The 6,009-nt window shown below is 33.0% G+C and carries 8 protein-coding genes; all 8 read left to right on the plus strand.

Annotated features, from left to right (window positions below; all coding sequences use genetic code 11):
- Positions 1 to 41 precede the first annotated feature (41 nt).
- Entirely contained in the window at positions 42 to 1,256 is a 1,215-nt protein-coding gene (locus WBN21_RS11095; protein WP_424200256.1) for an aminotransferase class V-fold PLP-dependent enzyme, read from the plus strand.
- A gap of 166 nt (positions 1,257 to 1,422) precedes the next feature.
- The gene (locus WBN21_RS11100; protein ID WP_424200258.1) at positions 1,423 to 2,493 is read left to right on the plus strand and encodes a zinc metalloprotease; all 1,071 of its coding nucleotides are present in this window, start codon (positions 1,423 to 1,425) and stop codon (positions 2,491 to 2,493) included.
- An 80-nt stretch (positions 2,494 to 2,573) separates the two neighbouring features.
- Positions 2,574 to 2,999 (plus strand): hypothetical protein, encoded by a 426-nt coding sequence (locus WBN21_RS11105; RefSeq protein ID WP_424200260.1) that lies wholly within the window; start codon positions 2,574 to 2,576, stop codon positions 2,997 to 2,999.
- Between the two features lie 38 nt (positions 3,000 to 3,037).
- Positions 3,038 to 3,460 (plus strand): SufE family protein, encoded by a 423-nt coding sequence (locus WBN21_RS11110; RefSeq protein WP_424200262.1) that lies wholly within the window; start codon positions 3,038 to 3,040, stop codon positions 3,458 to 3,460.
- Between the two features lie 83 nt (positions 3,461 to 3,543).
- Positions 3,544 to 3,867, plus strand: a complete 324-nt coding sequence (locus WBN21_RS11115; RefSeq protein ID WP_424200264.1) for an SUF system Fe-S cluster assembly protein — start codon at positions 3,544 to 3,546, stop codon at positions 3,865 to 3,867.
- 63 nt (positions 3,868 to 3,930) lie between these two features.
- Positions 3,931 to 4,437: a DUF2480 family protein gene (locus WBN21_RS11120; protein ID WP_424200266.1), complete on the plus strand. Its 507-nt coding sequence runs from the start codon at positions 3,931 to 3,933 to the stop codon at positions 4,435 to 4,437.
- A gap of 74 nt (positions 4,438 to 4,511) precedes the next feature.
- A complete protein-coding gene (locus tag WBN21_RS11125; RefSeq protein ID WP_424200268.1) occupies positions 4,512 to 5,438 on the plus strand; it encodes a DUF3078 domain-containing protein in 927 nt (308 codons plus the stop codon).
- A gap of 353 nt (positions 5,439 to 5,791) precedes the next feature.
- Entirely contained in the window at positions 5,792 to 6,001 is a 210-nt protein-coding gene (locus tag WBN21_RS11130; protein WP_424200270.1) for a helix-turn-helix domain-containing protein, read from the plus strand.
- Positions 6,002 to 6,009 lie beyond the last annotated feature (8 nt).

A 6,009-nucleotide genomic window follows, 5' to 3' on the forward strand; every position in this document is an offset into this window, starting at 1 on the left:
GCAAACTTAACTATTAACTTAGAGCCAATACTTAATAAGTAATGTTCAACGTAAAAGATATAAGAAAAGACTTCCCGATACTTTCACGTAAAGTAAACGGTAAACCCTTGGTGTATTTTGATAATGCTGCCACATCACAAACGCCACAACAGGTTATTGATGTTATTGTAGATTATTATTCAAACTACAATGCCAATATTCATCGTGGGGTTCATACCTTAAGTCAAGAAGCCACTGATTTATACGAACAAGCACGACTAAAAATACAAGCACATTTTAATGCAAAGTTCTCACACGAAATTATTTTCACATCAGGAACAACACACAGCATTAATCTTGTTGCAAATGGCTTTTCAGCATTACTGAACAAAGGCGATCACATTATAGTTTCAGCTTTAGAACATCACAGTAATATTGTGCCTTGGCAAATGTTATGCGAGCGCACAGGAGCTATTCTGAAAGTCATCCCAATGAATGAGGAAGGCGAACTCGTTATGTCTCAATTCGATGAGTTACTATCAGAAAAAACAAAATTGGTGTTTGTAAATCATATTTCAAACGCATTAGGAACCATAAATTCTATTGAATACATTATTGAAAAAGCGCATCAAGTTGGTGCAGCCGTTTTAGTTGATGGCGCACAATCTGCCCCACACATAAAACCAGATGTTCAGGCTTTAGATGTCGATTTCTACGTAACATCGGCTCATAAAATGTGCGGCCCAACAGGTGTTGGTATGCTATATGGAAAAGAAGCATGGTTAAAAAAACTACCTCCTTATCAAGGCGGTGGTGAAATGATTGCCGAAGTGACTTTTGAAAAAACTACTTATGCCGATTTACCTCATAAATTTGAAGCAGGAACACCAAACATCTGTGGAGGCATTGCCTTTGGAGCTGCTATCGATTATATGAATAGCATTGGTTTTGAAAATATTGCAGCTTACGAAAACGAGCTTTTAAAATATGGCACCGAAAAATTACTCCAAATTGAAGGTTTAAAAATCTACGGTACTTCAAAACATAAAACATCTGTGATTTCTTTTAATTTAGAAGGCATTCACCCTTATGATGTTGGCACCATTTTAGACAAACTAGGAATAGCGGTTAGAACAGGGCACCATTGTGCACAACCTATCATGGATTTTTATAAAATTCCAGGAACGGTAAGAGCCTCTTTTGCTTTCTACAATACAAAAGAAGAAATTGATACTTTAGTTGAAGGTGTTAAAAAAGCTAAAATGATGTTGTCTTAAAATCAAAATTCATTTTTCTATATATACCTTACTTATTTATTTATTGTTAATTATTTAACACCGGCATGTATTTTGTCGAATAATTAACATTTTATTTATCAAATCTTTAGTTTTTTTTCAAAATAATTATATCTTCAGCATCGACTAATTCAAATAATTAATAAAAATGAAAAAAATTCTTCTAAGTATGGCTGCCATAGCCTTACTATTCACAGCCTGTGATGCTGACAAAAATGAAATTAACGAGGATCAATCTGTAAAAGTTGATATGAGCGACTTTTATGTTTACACAGATACATCCGACGACTTACTTTCAAAACCAACAAAAAGTAAAAATAAGGTTAAGACCTGCCATACTATGAACGTGCTCAACAAACAACTTGATGCCAATCCTGGACTTGCTAAAAAAATGTATGATATTGAATACCATACAAGAAGTATTATAGCCGCTAAAGGAAAACCAACCAAACCCGGTAATGGTGGCGGAGGAAATGGTGGCGGTGGAGAAGAGCCAACTCCAGTCTTAGGTGTTATTAATATTCCTGTAAACGTGATTGTGGTTTACAGCAACTCTAACGAAAATATTAGTAATGCTCAAATAAGTTCTCAAATTGCTGTTTTAAATGATGACTTTACAAAAGCTAATAATGATGTAAATCAAGCACCTTCAGAATTTGCTGGATTAGCAGCAGATAGCGAAATCACATTTACTCTTGCAAATACTTTTAGATATTCTAGCTCAACAACGTCTTGGGGTACCAGTAATGCTGTAAAAAATGCTTATCCTCCTGTTTCACCAGAAACTCATTTAAACATTTGGGTATGTAACATTGGTGGCGGTATTTTAGGGTATGCACAATTTCCAGGTGGTAATTTAGACACTGATGGTGTGGTATGCTCTCCACAATATTTTGGAACTACTGGATATGTTCAAGCGCCTTTTGATGAGGGAAGAACAATGACTCATGAGGTAGGTCATTATTTAAATTTACGTCACATTTGGGGAGATGGCAGATGCAAGCAAGATGATTTTGTTTCTGATACACCTTCATCTGACGGACCAAATTATGGTTGCCCATCATACCCTACAGTAAACTGTAAATCAAATGATATGACCATGAATTATATGGATTATGTTGATGATGCTTGTATGTACATGTTCTCTGAAGGGCAAAAAGACAGAATGCGAGCAATATTTGCTTCTGGTGGCGCAAGAGAAAGCATCCTGCTTCCATAAAAGCTACAAATTAAAGATTATTAAAAAGACGCCCATTTTGGCGTCTTTTTTGTATCATTAAATTAAACATATAATATATCATGAAAATTCTTTTTTTTCTAATGTCTATTTCTTTAATTAATAAAGATTGTTCACCTCAAATGGAACAAGAACATATAAGCATTGAATATACTGAAAGCACAAGAGGGTCATATCTTCAAGTTCAATTAAAAAACAATGTCATAACCATATACCGTGAAAGAAGTGCGGCACCAATAATAAAAGAGTATCCAGAGGCAGCTTGGTATAATTTATTAATGGAACTTAAAAAAATTAAAATAGACCAGCTTCAAAACTTTAAAATTCCATCAGAAAATCATCACGTTGATGGTGCCAAAATAGCTTTTTTGAAAATAACAAAAAACAATAAAATCCATCAATCAAAAAACTTCGATCATAACAATCCTCCTAAAGAAGTAGCAGTTATAGTTAAAGAAATCTTATCTATTGTCGAAAACATTGATTAAGAATGTTTCTTATCGTATTTTTGTATAAAATTGAAACTATGAGTATTGAAGAGATTCAAAATGAAATAATAGACGAATTCTCAATGTTTGAAGATTGGGAAGAACGTTACCAATATATGATTGATTTAGGGAAAGATTTACCCTTAATTGACGACCAATACAAAACCGACAGCAACATTATTAAAGGTTGCCAAAGTAAAGTATGGGTGCATGCTGAAATGAAAGATGATAAAATTGAATTTACTGCCGATAGTGATGCCATTATCACAAAAGGTATTATAGCTATTCTAATTCGTGCATTTTCAAATCAACATCCAAAAGATATTATTAATGCCAATACTGATTTTATTGATAAAATAGGATTAAAAGAACATTTATCACCAACCCGAGCTAATGGTTTAGTAAGTATGGTGAAACAATTAAAAATGTATGCGATTGCGTACCAAACACAACTTAATTAGTGAAGTCGTATGTTGTTAAGTCGTAAAGCTGTTTTTAGAGCTTCCGACTAAACAATAAACAACTAAACAACAAACATTAAAATATGAGTGATACCATAGATACAGCCGAATTAGGTGAAAAAATAGTTAACGTTTTAAAAACCATTTACGACCCAGAAATACCTGTTGATATTTACGAGTTAGGTTTAATCTACGACGTATTTGTTAATGAAGATAACGATGTTAAAATCTTAATGACTTTAACAACGCCAAACTGCCCTGTTGCAGAAACCTTGCCTTTAGAGGTTGAAGAAAAAGTGAAATCATTAAATGAAGTAAAAAATGCCGAGGTTGAAATCACTTTTGATCCACCATGGACACAAGAATTAATGAGTGAAGAGGCAAAGCTGGAATTAGGCATGCTATAAAATTAATTGGCAGTCTCAGTATTCAGTAAAACTTAACGACACACAACTAAACAACAATTTTTTTTGAAAGACGAAATCATAAATCGCGTAGCGAATAGCAAACTTGTTACTATTGACCTTGAAGATTATTATCCAAAAGGGCAAAGGGTGCTTTTTGATATTAAAGATTGGCTCTATGAAGGTTTCGTGCTGCGTGAAAAAGATTTTAGAGCTCAAGTGGCAGCATTTGATTGGAGCCAATACCAAAATCATTATGTAGCCCTAACTTGCAGTTCCGATGCTATTATTCCAGGTTGGGCATATATGCTTTTAAGTATTCAATTGGAACCTTATGTGAAAAAGGTAATTGTTGGCGATTTAGAAATTTTAGAAACTTCCATTTACCAAGATATTATCAATAATCTAGATATCTCAGACTTCAAGGACCAACCTATTATTATAAAAGGTTGCTCAAATAAACCGGTTCCACAAAACGCTTACATTATGCTTTCCAACAAGTTACAACCTTATGCTAAGTCCATTATGTATGGCGAAGCATGTTCTTCTGTACCGCTTTATAAGAAAAAGTGATTTTTATGTGACTAAACATTGTTAATTGCGTCTAAATATTATATTTGCAAAAATTTTTAACAAAAATTAAAATCATGAAAAAAATATTTTTCACTTTATTATTATGTGTTAGCGTTATATCATTAAACGCTCAAACAAAAGAAGAATTACAAGCGCAAAAAGCTGAAAAACAAGCGGTAGCTGATGCTGCACAAGGTGAAGCTAATGCTTTACAAGCGCAAATTGATGCCCTTCCAGGTTGGAGAAAAGGAGCTTTTGGTACTATTGGTGGTAGCTTATCTAACTTCAACAATTGGTATTCTCAAGGAGCACCAAACAATGCCTCTGGAAACATTGGATTTACAGTAAATGCTTTTGCTAATTTAATTGAAGATAAATTCTTTTGGAGAAACTCTTTAACAACTAATTTAAATTGGGTAAAATTAGATAATAAAGATGTTGCCACTGATGATGATAGCTTTAACCCTACGACTGACGTTTTTGGTATTTCCTCATTATATGGTAGAAATATTGCTAAAAACATAGCTGTTTCTGGTTTAGCTGAATACAGAACCACATTATTAGACAACTTTAATGACCCTGGTTATTTAGATGTTGGTGTTGGTGCTACTTGGACTCCTATTGAAAACTTAATAGTAGTAATTCACCCATTAAACTACAACTTTGTTTTTGCTAAAAATGATGCTGTTTTTCAATCATCTTTAGGTGCTAAAATTGTTGCTGATTATACAAGACAAATTGGAGCTGTAAACTTTAAAACTAACTTCTCTACTTTCCAAAGTTATAAATCTAGCGATTTATCAAACTTTACTTGGGCTAACTCATTTGGTTATACTTTATGGAAAATGATTGGTGTTGGTTTTGATTTTGGTTTAAGAAGCAATAAACAAGAAGCCTTAAACTATGCTTTAACTCAAACTCCAGCAACTGCAACTGGTTTTGACGATGTTGATAATAAATTACAAACATATTACACGCTTGGTTTAAGCTATAAATTCTAATTAGCTTTAGTTACACCAAAAAATACTTTAAAAAATGCGCTTTCTTGAAATAAGGAAGCGCATTTTTTTTGTTTAAGGGTTACATGGGTAGCTTGACTTTGTCAGAAAAAATAGCTAACTTCGTTTAACAATCGATAAAGTTCATTGAAACGGAACTTTATCTTTGCATTGTACACAAGCTCTGAAAAGCCATACGCACAGTCAAGCACATTTTATTTTTTCGTGCCTCAAAAACAAAAAGAGCTTGCCTTTTCCCACCGCATATTAAAATTGAATGATAATTTTTATACTCATTGAGTGAGTATATTGAAAATGTTCTTTACATTAGTGGACTGAATTAAAAAAATTCAAAAATGAACCGGATAAAAGAGGTATTAGAACAGAAAGGAATAAAGCAAATTTGGTTGGCTGAAAAATTAGGAAAGAGCTACAATATGGTTCACTCTTACGCTCAAAATAAAAGACAACCAAGTTTAGAAGATTTATACAAAATAGCTGAAATACTAAATGTCGAAGCCAAAGAATTATTAATTGAAAGAACCAAGTATAAGAATGTTGAATAGTATAGAAG

It is taken from the genome of Algibacter sp. (assembly GCF_049667265.1).
Classification (GTDB): Bacteria; Bacteroidota; Bacteroidia; order Flavobacteriales; family Flavobacteriaceae; genus Algibacter_B.

What these genes read in the sequence shown, in the direction of transcription:
- WBN21_RS11095 (WP_424200256.1), top strand. Translation starts at nt 42, where the DNA reads ATGTTCAACGTAAAAGATATAAGAAAAGACTTCCCGATACTTTCACGT.
- WBN21_RS11100 (WP_424200258.1), top strand. Translation starts at nt 1,423, where the DNA reads ATGAAAAAAATTCTTCTAAGTATGGCTGCCATAGCCTTACTATTCACA.
- WBN21_RS11105 (WP_424200260.1), top strand. Translation starts at nt 2,574, where the DNA reads ATGAAAATTCTTTTTTTTCTAATGTCTATTTCTTTAATTAATAAAGAT.
- WBN21_RS11110 (WP_424200262.1), top strand. Translation starts at nt 3,038, where the DNA reads ATGAGTATTGAAGAGATTCAAAATGAAATAATAGACGAATTCTCAATG.
- WBN21_RS11115 (WP_424200264.1), top strand. Translation starts at nt 3,544, where the DNA reads ATGAGTGATACCATAGATACAGCCGAATTAGGTGAAAAAATAGTTAAC.
- WBN21_RS11125 (WP_424200268.1), top strand. Translation starts at nt 4,512, where the DNA reads ATGAAAAAAATATTTTTCACTTTATTATTATGTGTTAGCGTTATATCA.
- WBN21_RS11130 (WP_424200270.1), top strand. Translation starts at nt 5,792, where the DNA reads ATGAACCGGATAAAAGAGGTATTAGAACAGAAAGGAATAAAGCAAATT.